Raw genomic sequence first — 13,340 nt, forward strand, 5'->3', positions numbered from 1 at the left:
GTTTTTTCAGAAGAACTTTTAGGATTTGCGGAATCTGACATGCCTTTTTCAGATCTTATTGGATTGACCTTCCTAATTTCTTTTTTGAAAAAGCTTGGTATATTACCTAACAATAAGAAAGCAATTAACGGAAGCATGATATAGAATAATGTAACTCAAGCTATCTAGAATTTTAAAAAGTGGAGCAGTTAATCACCTAATAGATTAATTGACGAATAGAATGGAGAGATACTATGTCAGATTACCATCTAATGGGAAAAGCAGTTGAATTAGCACTACAAAATGTTATGACCAATCAAGGGGGACCATTTGGAGCCATTGTCGTAAAAGACGGCCAAGTTATTGGTGTTGGACGAAATGAGGTAACCTCTTCAAATGATCCAACAGCACACGCTGAGGTACAGGCGATTAGAGATGCCTGCCGTCATTTAAATGAATTTCAGCTAACCGATTGCGAAATCTATACGAGCTGCGAACCTTGTCCAATGTGCATTGGCGCGATCTATTGGGCCCGGCCAAAGGCAGTTTATTATGCGTGTACAAAACAAGATGCCGCAAAAATTGGTTTTGATGACCAATTCATCTATGATCAGCTCGCCCTCCCAATGGAATTTCGTAAAATACCCATGACACAAATCTATCCTGAGAAAGGTGACCTTCCTTTTCGCACATGGGAAAAAACAAAAGATAAGGTGGAGTACTAATCATGAAAGAAGGGGTGGAAATGTCCAGGAATCGATTAGAGAGAAGAATCTCTGTGGCTTCCGGTAAAGAGCTCGCAGATACAGTTATTAAAAATGGAAAAATCATTGATGTCTTCAACGGTGAAATCATTGAAGGTGATATTGCCGTTGTCGATGGATATATTGCTGGTGTTGGACAATATGAGGGGAAGAATGTTGTTGATGCAAAGGGCCGCTTTGTATCTCCTGCTTTTATTGACGGCCATGTCCATATTGAGTCCTCCCTGGTTACAGCAGCCGAATTCGCAAAGGTCCTTTTAATCCATGGTGTTACCACTGTCATTGCTGACCCTCATGAAATTGCGAATGTATTAGGTGCAGCTGGGATCCAGTATATGCTCGATTCTTCAGAAAACCTTCCGTTTGACTTTTACTTTATGCTGCCATCGTGCGTACCAGCGACAAAGTTTGAAAACGCTGGCGCCCAGCTGTTTGCAGGGGATTTAAATCCTTTTTATCAACACCCACGGGTCTTAGGCCTTGCTGAGGTCATGAATTTCCCCGCAGTGCTAAATGGTGATGAGGATATGCTAGCGAAAATAAGTGACGCTAAAAAGGCCGGAAAAAAAATAGATGGGCATGCTGCAGGCCTAACTGCACAAGATCTAAATGTCTATATGGCTGCCGGTATACGCACAGATCATGAAAGTACAACTGCGCGTGAGGCCAAAGAGCGACTTAGAAAAGGAATGTATTTAATGATACGCGAGGGCACAGTGGCCAAAGATTTGCTGCAATTAATTTCAGTGGTGAATGAGCGTAACTCTAGAAGATGCTTATTTGTTACAGATGACAAGCATTTAGATGACTTACTTCATGATGGAAGCATTGACCACAACGTTCGATTGGCCATTGCCGCTGGAATTCCCCCTGTAACAGCGATACAAATGGCAACGATCAATGCGGCCGAATGCTTTGGTTTTGATGATAAGGGCGCGATTGCCCCAGGGTACAAGGCAGATTTCCTATTCTTAGATAATCTAGAGAATGTCAGGATATCTGATGTTTTTAAGGATGGCAAAGCAGTTGTAAAAAATCAAAAGCTCATGATTGAAATTACCTCCCCCGTACTGCAAAACGAAATGAGTCCCATCACATCCACTGTCCGATTTCACGAACTAACAACTAATCACTTCGATATTGTTTTACCATCAGCCTCTGCCAATATCATAGAGATTATCCCTAATAGTTTGGTAACAAAACATGTAATTGAAGACGTGGTAATCGATCATTGTGGAAAGTTTCAGCCATCCACTTCAGCTGACCAATTAAAGCTGGCGGTTATCGAACGCCATCAGCTGACTGGAAATGTAGGCTTAGGTATTGTGAAAGGATTAGGATTAAAATCAGGTGCTATCGCTACCACTATCGCGCATGATTCCCATAACTTAATTGTTGCTGGAACGAATGATCAAGATATGCTAGCTGCTGCTAACGCCATCAAAGAGATACAAGGCGGCATGGTAGTGGTCAATCATGGAAAAGTGGTTAGTTCATTAGAGCTTTCAATCGCTGGATTAATGACAGACCTGCCCTACCAAGCCGTATATTCTCGGCTCACGGACCTCAACCGTGCCCTCCTTGAATTAGGAGCATCATCCCTTTTCAATCCGTTCTTAACCTTATCATTTTTATCGCTTCCTGTTATTCCTGAATTAAAACTAACCGACAAAGGATTATTTCAGGTCTCTAAGTTTGAACACATAAACATCGAGCCTGCAGCGGATTTATCAAAGCGTTGAAAGAACTTTCGATCACCGGTTTGGATTTGTTATATCCCTCCACTTTGTTGATATCCTGTTCGTGTTTTTTTGTTTTGAAATGACTTCATGAGGACCGAATCGGGGAGCTTTCTTGGTTTTCGGGCTTCATGAGCGCTTCATAACGACCGAATTGAGGAGCTCGCTCGGTTTTCGGGCTTCATGACCACTTCATGACGACCGAATTGAGGAGCTCGCTCGGTTTTCGGGCCTCATGACCATTTCATAACGATCGTAATTTCGGATTACATAAACTAACTATAAATTAACAATTTTTAAAGTAATTAAACGGTTGCGTTCTTGCCTTTTAACTGTCAAACTAAGAAGATGACTTCTAATGAATGAATTGTAGGTGAGGAACATGATCGAGGTAAAAACTTCTGAACTAAGCGATGGTGAGTTCAATAGAGGAGTATTTGCAACACGTGATATTAAAAAAGGCGAACTTCTCCACGAAGCACCGGTTATTGCTTATCCAAATGCAGAGCATGAGCACATCGAAAAAACACTTCTGGCTGATTACGCATTTGAATACGGAATTAATCACACATGCCTCCTGTTGGGATACGGGATGCTGTTTAATCATTCCTACCAGCCAAATGCGACATATGAAATAAATTTTCCGAACCATACCTTTGACTTTTATGCTTACAAAGATATAAAAGCCGGTGAAGAAATTCTCATCAACTATAATGGCGATGAAGAAGATCAAGAATTGCTATGGTTTGATAAAGAGGAACAAGAAAAATAACAGCCCAAGACGGGCTGTTATTTTTTTGTGCAGCTTATACCATTACCTTACAAATGTCATTCGTGAATTCGACTGGATCCTGGATTGGCAGTCCTTCAATTAATAAGGCTTGATTATATAAAAGCTTGGTATATAAATCTACCTTTTCTTTATCCTTTGCAAATGCAGTTTTCAAGGATTGGAACACCTCATGATTGGCATTAATCTCTAATACCTTTTCTGCCTTTACATTTGGGTTATCTGGCATTGAATTTAGGATCTTTTCCATCTCAATGGTGATTTCACCTTCAGTTGATAGACATACCGGATGTGATTTTAACCGTTTAGAAATTCTGACATCCTTTACTTTATCTGAGAGAATATTTTTCATAAAGTCAAAAAGCTCTTTGTTTTCTTCCGTTTCCGCAGCTGCATCCTCTTGTTTGTCCTCTGACTCGATTCCTAAATCACCACTAGATACAGATTTGAATTCTTTATCCTTATAGTTCATAATCATTTTGATTGCAAATTCATCGATATCCTCAGTGAAGTAGAGAATTTCGTAGCCTTTTTCGGCAACCATTTCTGTCTGAGGAAGCTTTTCGATTCTTTCAACCGATCCTCCAGAAGCATAGTAAATGAACTTTTGATCTTCTGTCATTCTAGAAACATACTCATCAAGAGTAACAAGCTTTTTCTCCTTAGAAGAATAGAACATAATGAGATCCTGTAATACTTCCTTGTTCGCACCAAAATCACTATAAACCCCAAACTTTAACTGTCTGCCAAATGATTCGTAGAATTCCTCATACTTTTCCCGATCATTTTTTAACAAGCTTTGCAGTTCACTTTTGATTTTCTTATTAATATTCTTTGCAATCAGCTTTAATTGGCGGTCATGCTGAAGCATTTCTCTTGAGATGTTAAGTGATAAATCCTCAGAATCGACCATTCCTTTGACAAAGCTAAAGTAATCCGGAAGAAGATCAGCACATTTGTTCATGATCAATACGCCGTTAGAGTATAGCTCCAGTCCTTTTTCAAATTCCTTTGAATAGTAGTCAAACGGAATCTTCTCTGGAATATATAAAATAGCATTATATCTCACAGTACCATCTACGCTGATATGAATATGTTTAATCGGCTTATCGAATCCGTAATGTTTTTCAGCATAGAACTGTTCATAATCCTCTGTTGTAAGCTCGCTCTTATTTTTCCGCCAGATTGGCACCATGCTATTAATCGTCTGTTCTTCCATATAATCTTCTAATTCATTCTCACTGTCTTCTTTAGGACGCTTACTGCTCACGTCCATCTTGATTGGATAGCGAATAAAGTCAGAGTATTTTTTGATAATCGCCTTTAAACGATATTCTTCTAAGAACTCATCATAGTTTTCATCTTCGGTATTCTCTTTAATTTTTAAAATAATTTCAGTTCCATAACTGTCTTTTTCGACAGGTTCGATTGTATATCCATCAGCACCCGTTGATTCCCACTTGTATGCCTCATCACTGCCCACTGCCTTACTGATTACAGTGACAACATCGGCTACCATGAACGCTGCATAGAAACCAACACCAAACTGACCAATAATATCGTGTCCATCTTTACTTTCATTTTCTGTTTTAAAAGCTAAAGAGCCGCTCTTGGCAATTGTGCCGAGGTTCGTCTCAAGCTCTTCTTTCGTCATTCCAATACCAGTATCAGTAATTTTCAGGATTCGATTTTGCTTGTCCGGTGCCACTTTAATAAAGTAGCTTTCTTGATTAAACGTTAAATTGTCATCTGTTAACGCCTTGTAATAGATTTTGTCAATTGCATCACTAGCATTAGAGAGCAACTCTCTCAAAAAAACCTCACGATGCGTGTAGATAGAGTTAATCATCATTTCTAGCAGCCTTTTAGACTCTGCTTTAAATTGTTTTGTAGCCATTGCAGCCTCTCCTTACACATTGATTTAGCTGGTTTTAACCATTAGCACTCTCATTCAGTGAGTGCTAAAACACTATATACTTTTAATACCATATCCTATTTTTCGTGTCAATAGCCATTGTTCACTACAAATATTAAAAGACCGACAGTTATTTTCTGTCAGTCTGATTTAGTAGCTTTATGCCACTATCTTCTTTTTCTTCAACCAAGTGCTTCAGTATAGAAAGTTTGTTTTCCCAAAACTTCTCGTAATAAGAAAGCCACTGCTTCAATTCTGTTAACGGCTCGGGCTGTAAGCGATAGATTTTTTCACGCCCCACCTTCCGGCCGCTAACTAGTTCAGCTTCCGAGAGGACCTGAAGATGTTTGACAATCGCCGTCCGGCTCACTGAAAAATGTGAGCTGATTTCTGAAATCGGCCGTTCTTTTTCAGCAAGTAAGCGCAGTACCTCTCTGCGAGTCGGATCCGCAATCGCTTGGAATACATCGTGCTTTTGAGCGGATGAGGACATTTATCTCTCCACAGTCTTACGAAGTTTTTCGATAATTCCTGTCCAGCCATGAGACATCCGGTCACGAATAATAGATGCTTTTTCCCCAGCTTTGCCCACAATCTCGTCTGCCTGCTTCCAGCCGCCATGAATTAAAGTGAATTCGGTGGATTCACCGAGTTCTTTTAAAATGAACGACACAAACCAACCATCTGTATCCCATGTAAATGATAGACGGTTTGGCGGCTCAACTTCTGTCACTTTACAGGGAGAAGGACCGAAAGGGGATTGAATATGAAACAGGTGTCCTACTACGGGCTTAAGATCATTTGGCATAAACCATTCTGAAACCCCTTCAGCAGTTGATACTTGTTCCCAAACCTTTTGAATCGGTGCTTTAAACACAACTGTTTGTTTAATATCCTGTAATGTACTTTCCATAAAACACTCCTACTTTCATCGTTTTAATATAACACCTTTTAGTTTTACTTCGTTAAGTATATATAACCTTTTGGTGTTACGTCAACCATTATTCACATAAATTAATTTTACCCATCTAAAAAGATAAAAACCCCTCTTAAAAAAGGGGTTCATGTTATTTTGGCAAGCTAATCGCGCTATTCTTTTCACGAAAAAAGACATGTTCGAGCAGCAGGCAGACCATTAATCCGATGAGCAGACCATTTGTGAAGATGTTTCGCAGCCAAGGAGCAACTGCTTCAAAAGCGGATACTGGCATAAACATCATACCGATTCCTACCATTAAAGAAAGACCAATTACTAGTAAATTCCTTGACGAGGGCTCCTGCCCCATTAGGTCACGAATACCAAAGCCCATCATCTGGGCAAACAGAATAAATAATGAAGCATATGCTACTTCTAAAGGAAGTCCTGAAAAGAAGCTTCCGATAAAGGGAAAAAAACCACTGACTAATATGAGCAAGGCACCGATGATGAGTGGACGTTTCGCTTTAATTCCAGTCGTTCCAATGAAACCAGCAGAAACAGATAATGGAACAACTCCTACTACCGAAAAAAGTCCTGACATCACCAACCCTAATCCATTCCCGAATATACCCTTCTGATACTGCCTCAAGTGTAACTCTTTCTCTAGGCTTATACTAACTACTAAAATACTAGCAATGACATTCGAGATTAACACTACTGATGTAATCAAAGAAGTCAGTACTATACCGGCATCAAATTGCGGCAGTCCCCATTTAAACATCTCCGGGAGGGCAAACCAAGTCTCGGGCTCGTAGGAGTGGGTTGAATCTATTATCCCTAACCACCCAAACAGAAGCCAGCCCACTGCAATTCCAATTAAGGGCCCCATACTTTTCCATGTCCCTTTGGCTTTAAGCGACACCGTCAAAATGATTAGAATTTCAATTAAACAGATAGCCAAAATGTTCCCATTGATTTGCCCGGTTGCTGAAATACCGAGCATACTATTAAAAAACATCCCGCTCATTTGACTGACCAGTAAAATAAGGTATACCCCGGTTACGATTGGGGTAAAAAGGATTTTTATCTTTTTTATAATGGGTAATACACTTAGGATTGCTAGAAACACCCCTGATAGGATTAGTCCCATTTCTAATTGTTGCAGCAACAATTCATGCTCAAAAGGGGCACTCATCGTTCCAAGTAGTATAAAGATGGCCCACCACAATCCCGCAGCCCCTTCCACAATCTGAAGGCGATGACCGATAAAAAGCTGTATTAGGGTTGCTGCACCACTTACAAACAGCATTCTTTGCATAAATGTAGAGATATCCGCTGCAGTCATGTCAAAAGCTGCTCCAACAACAACCGGAACAGCAATAATATTCGTCAGCATAAATACCGTCCATTGTAGTCCTTGTATCCCTGTTAGGATTACATTTCCACGATTTATCCTCTTCATTTTCATTACACCTTCTTGCTTAAAGATAGGCTGATTCTCTATGTTCTTTGTTTATATAACGTTCCAAAAAGTAGCCGTTTAGAGAGGCCAATATTTGTTGAAACAGCATACCTACAACCACAGGAACAGCCACTGCTGGTGGGAAATAGGAAACTGCGATCACCGCCCCAGCACTGATATTTCTCATCCCGCCTGTAAAAGTCAGCGCTACAAGTGTATCATGGTCACTTCCTAATAGTTTCCCGATTAGGAACGCAATGACATATCCTGATAATGCGATAAAAAAGACTACTAGTGTGATACTTACTAATTTCAGATTAATATTTTTTAGATAGGGCGCAACCATTGCCCCATTCAACATGACGACTATACCAATACAGATTTTCGAAAAGGGTGCCAAACGAGGACTCAAGGATCCTGAAACTTTTCCTTTTGTTACTGTATTTAAGAACATCCCCACTAGAGACGGAATGACAATCATACCTAAAAGCCCGCTCATCATACTTAAAAAATCTATTTCTACTTTCTCGCCGATGATAAGTGAAAGTGAAAAAGGAACAATAAAAGGCGACAGCATCGTATCAATTAGAATGAGTGCTAACGTCATCGGAATATTTCCTTTATATATTGAAACCCAGATAAAACTAGTAATACCGGTTGGGATGGCCATTCCCAGGACCATCCCTGTAATCGTGTAGACATCCCCCCCAAAGGTTAAATGGCCAACTGACCAAGCCCAAATCGGCATGATGATATGAAGCAAACACATTGCGGCTATGATGGGTAACGGGTGTCTAACTACATCTGATAGTGATCTGAAATTGGAATTCAGGCTCCCTGCAAAGGTCATAAACGCAAAAATCCATGGGATTAAATAAGAGAAATCCTTTATACTATCCGATAATAATACGCCTAATATTACACTTGACGGCGTAATGAATGGCATTATTTTTTCAAGTCTATGATTAAGCTTTTGAAGCATTAGAATTCATCCCCAATAAAATTATTCAAGTCCATTACAAAGAATAACATATTATGATTATTTCGGTAATCGAAAAAAAGGGGATTATTTTCAATAAACGCTGATGTATAATAAGTACATTATTATTTACCATTTATTTGCCCGGGCATATTGAAAACATCACGCCCCTCTACATTATGGTAAAGAAAGAAGTGGAGAATTTGGCAAAAGGTCCGCAAATTCAAATTTATATTTTATTAGTTTTCGTGATGTTGTCCTGGGGACTCAATGTCACGGCAACGAAGATCGTGGTAGCGGCCTTTCTGCCTGTAACGATAACCGCCCTTAGAATTTTTACAGCCGCTATTGCTGTTTTTATCATTCTTTTCTTTCTAAAAAAAATCAGGATCCCTACTCGATCGGAGCTTGGCTACATTATAATTGCAGCATTTTTGAATGTGGTGGGTCATCATTACTTTTTGTCTCTAGGTCTAGCAAAAACCTCTGCCTCAAACGGAGGCCTTATCTTAGGGCTTGGCCCCATACTTACCACCATTGCGGCCTTTTTCTTTTTAAAAACAAGGATTACTTTCATTCAGCTGTTTGGAATTATCTTAGGTTTGACGGGGGTTTCCTTTATTGTTTTAATCGGCCAGGGCGGGATTAGTACGATTTCTATTGGCGATGTCTATGTTTTCATATCAATATTTACCCAAGCTTTTAGCTTTGTCATGATCAAAAAAATCTCGAACACTTTAGACCCTCGGCTGATGACAGGTTATATGCTGCTGATTGGTTCAGGGATTCTATTTTTGATTAGCTTAATACAGGAACCTAATGGGTTAAGTCAGCTACAGCATGGGAGTTTTGGTATATGGGTGATCTTTCTAAGCTCTGCAGTCATTGCCACTGCCATTGGTCATACGATTTACAATTATGCAATCGGGAAGGTAGGAGTTTCAGAGGCTGCCATATTTATTAATCTAAGCCCGTTCTTTTCTCTAGTTGGAGCAGCGTTTATTTTAGGTGAAAGGATCACCATGACACAAATTCTAGGATTTCTATTCATCATATTAGGTGTTTTACTTGGATCGGGTGCCTTAGAAGAATTTAGTAAGCATATAAAGAAGAGGATGAACTTACCGTATAAATTTAAAAGTTCCATCTGATGTGTAAGCCAGGTAGTGTTAAGTCACTACCTTTTTTATGCTTATTAAGAAACCTGCAATTACGTCTTAGGTCTTAGAGGTAATTAAATCTCAAGTTCATTGGTGGCACCTTGGGACTGTTATATGATTGTTTTATCAGAAAAGAAAGAAGGGGTTTTTATGAAAAGGATTTTTATTCTCCTCTTGGTGATCACAGGGTTATATATTGTTTTTAACTTCAGCTTTAGTTTTGATGGGTTGGCTTTTAACGGAAATAAAGAAGGAAGTACATCGATAACTAATCGTACAGATAAAATTCAAATCGAGGCGGCAGGAGTTCGAGCAGACATTATTCCTGAAGACCGTGATGATCTTACTGCCGTACTGACAGGAAAGGGAAATTTAAAAGTAGAGAAACAAGGAAATACAATCCAGGTATCACTTAAGAAAAACTGGTTCGATTGGTTCTCATCAAATAAAAATGAGAATCTTAAAATCTATATCCCAAAGGACTATTCGAAAAGTATGCATATTACTCTTGGATCTGGAAGACTTAATTTTTCAGGTGAGTCGATGCAGTTAGAGGAGTTAACGTTAACTATCGGCTCTGGAAGTGCAAACCTCGGTCATTTAGATGTTAAAACATTTAACCAAAACCTGTCATCTGGCGATGTTCAAATTGAACAACTAACAGTGGAAAAAGGTGACTTTGAGGTCAGCTCCGGGAATGTAAATATCAAGCACTATATTGGTGCCATTGATGCTGACATTTCATCTGGAGACTTTAAAATCCAGCTAGATAAGCTTATTGATTCGCTTGATATCGACTTAAGTTCCGGAGATGTGGTTCTAGATTTACCAGAAGATGCTGATTTTGAATTAGAAGGTAAAGTTAGCAGCGGAGATATCTCAAGTGACTTTCCTTTAACTTCTAAAGATACGAGCGGTAAAAATATTTATGGCAAGCACGGATCAGGTGAACATAAAATTGAAATATCCGTCTCAAGCGGAGAAGTTCAAATTAAATAATACTAAAAGTACTTGGGGATAAATTTCCAAGTACTTTTTTGCTGAGTAACAAAAATAGTCCAATTTACATACGGTATAGTGTTTTATGTCAATGTGGAAGGAGCATGTCCATGTACTATTATCAAAATCCTTACCCTGTGTATCCCTCACATCCAGGTTATCAAGACTTCTCTCCGTATCCGTACCAGCAAGCATATGGGCCTTATCAGCCTTATCGCCAATATCCACCTGTAAACACAGAAACCTTTACGAAATCAATCAAGTCCTTTCGACTATTAATGGAGCAGGGGAGTATACTTTTAGACCACTTAGGAAATCAAGATTTTGATACAAAAATTATGGAGGCCGCCCAGCAGGGAAATAAAACCGAAGTTGACCGGTTAATTAAGTCCATTGGCCTTAAGGTCCCTGTAAATACCAAGTTTACCCCAACAGGAATAACCTTTGAGCTTACAACAAACCCCGACCCAAACATTCCTGCCAATTGCTGTACATTGTCTGTACACATGAAATGGGGCAATTAATCGACCTTCAATTTGAAGGTCTTTTATTAATAAACATGAAAACAGACGGATTTCTCCGTCCATTCATAACCATCCTATTAGTCTGGGTTCCTGTTACTATAGAGGACTTCTTCGAGCTCCTCTGCTGGTATGGGTTTGCAATAATAATACCCTTGTCCAATCTTGCAGGAATTCTGTTTTAAATAATTTACTTGGACTTCAGTTTCGATTCCTTCTGCTATTACAGATATTTCTAAATTATTCCCCATATCTATGATCGTTTTTACCATCATTCCTTGATTAGAATGATAAAGTATATCATCAACAAAGGACTTATCAATCTTGATTTTATCAATAGGAAGATGTTTTAGCGTACTTAAAGACGAATAGCCAGTTCCAAAATCATCAATCGTAAGAATGATACCAAGATCCTTTAACTGATTGAGTAAAATCATCGAATTCTCTAAGTTTTGCATTAAGCTTTCCGTGATTTCCAGTTCTAAATAGCAGGCATTAAGGCCCACCTCGTTTAACAGGTTTGAAATATAGTCAATAAAGCGCTCATCTTGAAATTGGCGGACAGAAACATTCACAGCAATCGGAAAATCATCAAAACCTGCATCCATCCAAGCTTTTCTTTGCTCACACGCTTGTCTCAAAATCCATTTTCCTAATGGGACAATCATACCCGTCTCTTCTGCTAATGGAATAAACTCACATGGCGGGATCCAGCCGCGCTCCGGAATATACCAGCGAATCAAGGCTTCCACCCCTACCACCTGGCCTGTATCTAAATCGAATTGGGGCTGATAATGAAGCCTTAATTGATTACGATCTAATGCTCTTCTTAGTAAATTATCTAACTCCATTTTTCGATTTGATATTCCATCCAAGTGATTCGAATAAAATTGATAATTATTCTTTCCCCGTTCTTTTGCTGCATACATTGCTGTATCGGCATTTTTTATTAACGTTTCCTCATCATTTCCATCCATTGGATAAATACTGATTCCGATACTAGGGGTTACATAGAAATCATCATGATTAACCTCAAAAGGCTTCAAAAATTCATCTAGAATGTTTTGAGCTACCTTTACTGTCTTTTCCAAGCTGATATCTACTAATAAAATGATAAACTCATCTCCGCCTTGTCTAGAGACAATCCCGTCACTACAAACGGCTTCCTCTAGCCTTGTTCCTACCCTTTGAAGAATGATATCACCAACTGAATGGCCTTTCGTATCATTAATAATTTTAAATCGATCAAGATCCAAAAACAAAACCGCATGCATCTCATTGGCCCGGAACTGCAGTACTTCGTTTAGGTTCCTTCTAAATTGATTACGATTAGGCAGGCCTGTTAATGTATCATGAAATGCCATATGTTGAATCGTTCGTTCTGAGTTTTTTCTTTGTGTAATATCCCTGCCTACCACTTGAACAGCAAACCTGCCCTCGTAAAGTATAGATGTAGCAGCCGCCTCTACATCAATCGTCTTCCCGTCAATTCGTTTTATCTATCAGGTGACATTTCTACTAAGCTATAGTATAGTCCCTGACTTTCTTTACGGTCGGTAATATCAAATAATACACTATTAAAATCAATTAACTCTCCTTCTTGATTAAACCTAGGAATCCCAATATCCTGAATCCATCTAACCTCACCCTCAGGCCGAATAATCCGATATTCAGATGATACGGTTTCACCTGCAGCAATCCTTTGAACTCTATCCTCTAAAACGGGTAAATCCTCGGGGTAAATAACCTTCTTCCAAAAATCAAAGTCTTCATAAAATTTTTCAAGCTTATATCCATATAACTTCTCAATCCCCGGAGTGATTAACAATTTATTTGCTTTAATATCATGTGACCAAATGGCGACATCTAAGGTATCAAAAATATTTTGTAACTTTTGCTGGCTCTTTTCCAGCTCGCTAGCATTCTTATCATATTTTCGAACCAAAATAAAAAGAGTATAAATGACTCCTAAATAAAAAAGACCTGAAACAACATTAAAATACTTTATGGAATGAAAAAGGGCAGGGAATACAGTATCTAATACTTCTAAAAAGACAAAAACCCCAAATAACAAAATTAATAAAAATTGTTCTTTATCCCTTTTAGCATTCAT

13 protein-coding genes are annotated in these 13,340 nt (G+C 38.9%); 6 read left to right on the forward strand and 7 right to left on the reverse strand.

Going from position 1 to position 13,340, the window contains the following annotated elements; translation table 11 throughout:
* Nucleotides 1-233: 233 nt before the first annotated feature.
* The 3 genes from BTR25_RS08550 to BTR25_RS08560 all read left to right on the forward strand — a co-directional run bounded on the left by BTR25_RS08550 (nucleotide 234) and on the right by BTR25_RS08560 (nucleotide 3,254).
* Nucleotides 234-704, forward strand: a complete 471-nt coding sequence (locus tag BTR25_RS08550) for a nucleoside deaminase (protein ID WP_075687647.1) — start codon at nucleotides 234-236, stop codon at nucleotides 702-704.
* Nucleotides 705-706: 2 nt separating this feature from the next.
* Nucleotides 707-2,485 carry an adenine deaminase gene (gene ade / locus BTR25_RS08555; protein WP_254842658.1) on the forward strand — a complete coding sequence of 593 codons (1,779 nt, stop codon included), beginning with the start codon at nucleotides 707-709 and terminating at the stop codon, nucleotides 2,483-2,485.
* Between the two features lie 379 nt (nucleotides 2,486-2,864).
* Nucleotides 2,865-3,254 (forward strand): SET domain-containing protein, encoded by a 390-nt coding sequence (locus tag BTR25_RS08560; RefSeq protein ID WP_075687648.1) that lies wholly within the window; start codon nucleotides 2,865-2,867, stop codon nucleotides 3,252-3,254.
* 34 nt (nucleotides 3,255-3,288) lie between these two features.
* Here the strand turns inward: BTR25_RS08560 and htpG are convergent, their stop codons facing one another.
* The 5 genes from htpG to BTR25_RS08585 all read right to left on the reverse strand — a co-directional run bounded on the left by htpG (nucleotide 3,289) and on the right by BTR25_RS08585 (nucleotide 8,550).
* Nucleotides 3,289-5,169: a molecular chaperone HtpG gene (htpG, locus tag BTR25_RS08565; RefSeq protein ID WP_075687649.1), complete on the reverse strand. Its 1,881-nt coding sequence runs from the start codon at nucleotides 5,167-5,169 to the stop codon at nucleotides 3,289-3,291.
* 148 nt (nucleotides 5,170-5,317) lie between these two features.
* Complete coding sequence (locus BTR25_RS08570) at nucleotides 5,318-5,680, reverse strand: ArsR/SmtB family transcription factor (RefSeq protein WP_075687650.1); 363 nt, start codon at nucleotides 5,678-5,680, stop codon at nucleotides 5,318-5,320.
* Nucleotides 5,681-6,100, reverse strand: coding sequence for an SRPBCC family protein (locus tag BTR25_RS08575; RefSeq protein WP_075687651.1), 420 nt, complete (start codon nucleotides 6,098-6,100; stop codon nucleotides 5,681-5,683).
* Nucleotides 6,101-6,254: 154 nt separating this feature from the next.
* A complete protein-coding gene (locus tag BTR25_RS08580) occupies nucleotides 6,255-7,568 on the reverse strand; it encodes a purine/pyrimidine permease (protein WP_075687652.1) in 1,314 nt (437 codons plus the stop codon).
* Between the two features lie 19 nt (nucleotides 7,569-7,587).
* Nucleotides 7,588-8,550: a bile acid:sodium symporter family protein gene (locus BTR25_RS08585; RefSeq protein ID WP_075687653.1), complete on the reverse strand. Its 963-nt coding sequence runs from the start codon at nucleotides 8,548-8,550 to the stop codon at nucleotides 7,588-7,590.
* 191 nt (nucleotides 8,551-8,741) lie between these two features.
* On the opposite strand from BTR25_RS08585, the gene BTR25_RS08590 reads away from it, so the two are divergent.
* The 3 genes from BTR25_RS08590 to BTR25_RS08600 all read left to right on the forward strand — a co-directional run bounded on the left by BTR25_RS08590 (nucleotide 8,742) and on the right by BTR25_RS08600 (nucleotide 11,230).
* Nucleotides 8,742-9,698 carry a DMT family transporter gene (locus tag BTR25_RS08590; protein WP_483295244.1) on the forward strand — a complete coding sequence of 319 codons (957 nt, stop codon included), beginning with the start codon at nucleotides 8,742-8,744 and terminating at the stop codon, nucleotides 9,696-9,698.
* A 159-nt stretch (nucleotides 9,699-9,857) separates the two neighbouring features.
* On the forward strand, nucleotides 9,858-10,706 hold the full coding sequence (gene liaG, locus BTR25_RS08595; protein ID WP_075687747.1) for a LiaG family protein: 849 nt from the start codon (nucleotides 9,858-9,860) through the stop codon (nucleotides 10,704-10,706).
* Between the two features lie 110 nt (nucleotides 10,707-10,816).
* Nucleotides 10,817-11,230 carry a YuzC family spore coat inner layer protein gene (locus tag BTR25_RS08600; RefSeq protein WP_083652301.1) on the forward strand — a complete coding sequence of 138 codons (414 nt, stop codon included), beginning with the start codon at nucleotides 10,817-10,819 and terminating at the stop codon, nucleotides 11,228-11,230.
* A gap of 77 nt (nucleotides 11,231-11,307) precedes the next feature.
* Here the strand turns inward: BTR25_RS08600 and BTR25_RS08605 are convergent, their stop codons facing one another.
* Together BTR25_RS08605 and BTR25_RS28090 are read right to left on the reverse strand one after the other, a co-directional pair.
* Nucleotides 11,308-12,645 carry a putative bifunctional diguanylate cyclase/phosphodiesterase gene (locus BTR25_RS08605; protein ID WP_254842660.1) on the reverse strand — a complete coding sequence of 446 codons (1,338 nt, stop codon included), beginning with the start codon at nucleotides 12,643-12,645 and terminating at the stop codon, nucleotides 11,308-11,310.
* Nucleotides 12,646-12,722: 77 nt separating this feature from the next.
* Nucleotides 12,723-13,340, reverse strand: a complete 618-nt coding sequence (locus tag BTR25_RS28090) for a PAS domain-containing protein (protein WP_254842661.1) — start codon at nucleotides 13,338-13,340, stop codon at nucleotides 12,723-12,725.

It is taken from the genome of Bacillus sp. MRMR6 (assembly GCF_001940785.1).
Lineage (GTDB): Bacteria > Bacillota > Bacilli > Bacillales > Cytobacillaceae > Neobacillus.